Source organism: Streptomyces sp. SID12501 (genome assembly GCF_010550245.1).
GTDB lineage: Bacteria > Actinomycetota > Actinomycetes > Streptomycetales > Streptomycetaceae > Streptomyces.
In genome coordinates, this window is record NZ_JAAGLU010000103.1 from 1 (window position 1) to 1,443 (window position 1,443).

General features: G+C 67.0%; 1 protein-coding gene. It reads right to left on the bottom strand.

What is annotated here, in order from left to right:
• Nucleotides 1-22: 22 nt before the first annotated feature.
• Nucleotides 23-1,219: an IS110 family transposase gene (locus G3I71_RS44600; RefSeq protein ID WP_164324579.1), complete on the bottom strand. Its 1,197-nt coding sequence runs from the start codon at nucleotides 1,217-1,219 to the stop codon at nucleotides 23-25.
• Nucleotides 1,220-1,443 lie beyond the last annotated feature (224 nt).

Consider the following 1,443-nt stretch of genomic DNA (forward strand, 5'->3'; position numbering starts at 1 on the left):
AAGGAACATCCCAATGCTGAAGTCAAGCTGCTGCCGTGACGGGAAGTGACCCGTGGTAGCACTGTCCGTCACGCAGCATTGCCCAGAGGACGTTCACCCGTCGGCGGGCGAGGGCGATCAGGGCCTGCTTGTGCCCCTTGCCTTCGGCTCTCTTGCGGTCGTAGAAGGTTTTCGAGGCCGGGCAGGATTTCAGGCTGGCCATCGCGGAGAGGTAGAAGACCCGCAGCAGGCCGCGGTGGTAGCGCCGGGGGCGGTGAAGGTTGCCGCTGACGCGTCCGGAGTCCCGTGGCGCGGGAGCAACACCGCCGTAGCCGGCGAGGCGGTCGGCGCTGTCGAAGGCGTCCATGTCACCGCCGGTGGCAGCCAGGAACTCGGCTCCGAGCAGATTCCCCATCCCCGGCAGGCTGCGGATCACCTCGGCCTGCGGGTGCTCGCGAAACCGGCCCTCGATGAGCGCGTCGAGCTCGCTGATCTCCTCATCCAGGGCCATCACCCCCTTGGCGAGGCGGGCCACCATGGCGGCGGCCAGCTTCTCGCCGGGCAGTGCGGTGTGCTGGGCCTCGGCTGCCTCAGCGACGGTCTTCGCCAGAGCTGCCGCGCCTCGGACCTTCCGGTTGCGCAACCAGGTCTCGATGCGCTTCGCACCGCTTCGGCGGATGGCAGTCGGCGTCTGGTAGCCCGTCAGAAGGACCACCGGACCCTTGTTGGTCATGTCCAGGGCACGCTCCAAGGCCGGGAAGATCTCCAGCAGTTGAGCGCGGAGCCGGTTGATCTGCCGGGTGCGGTCGGCCACCAGGTCGGTGCGGCGCCCGGTGAGGATGCGCAGGTCGACGGCTATCTCGTCGCCGGGTCGCAGCTGGCCCAGGTCGCGGCGCATGCGGGCCTGGTCGGCGATGACAAGGGCGTCCTTGGCGTCGGTCTTGCCTTCGCCCCGGTAGGTGCCGGAAGCGTGGTGGACGGCCCGGCCGGTGAGGTAGGCCATCGGCTGGTCGTGGTTGAGCAGCAGCCCGATCACCAGGGCGGCAACGCCGTGGTTGATGTCGATCGCCCACAACACGTCCCGGTCGATGTCCAGGACGTCGCGGATCAGCTCCAGCAGGGCTGTTTCGTCGTTCAGGACCCGGCGGGACAGCAGACGCTCGCCCCGTTCGTTGATCACCACGCAGTGGTGATGCTCTTTGCCGATGTCCATTCCGGCCCAGATCCGGGGCACGGTCACCTCCGTCAGCTCGCTGTTGGTCCATCCCGCAGACGACCTCGCCGACGTAGTCCTACGAAGCGATCAAGTCGCAAATCCCAATGGGCGGTCGAGTCGTCGCGGGGCTCCGGGCGGCCATGTTCCTTAAGCCATTTCATCGGCTCAACCATGACAGCCATACCCGGAGCCCCTGAGCCCCACCGATCTTACGAATGACCAGTTCGAACCCACCAAGAAGGTAGGAC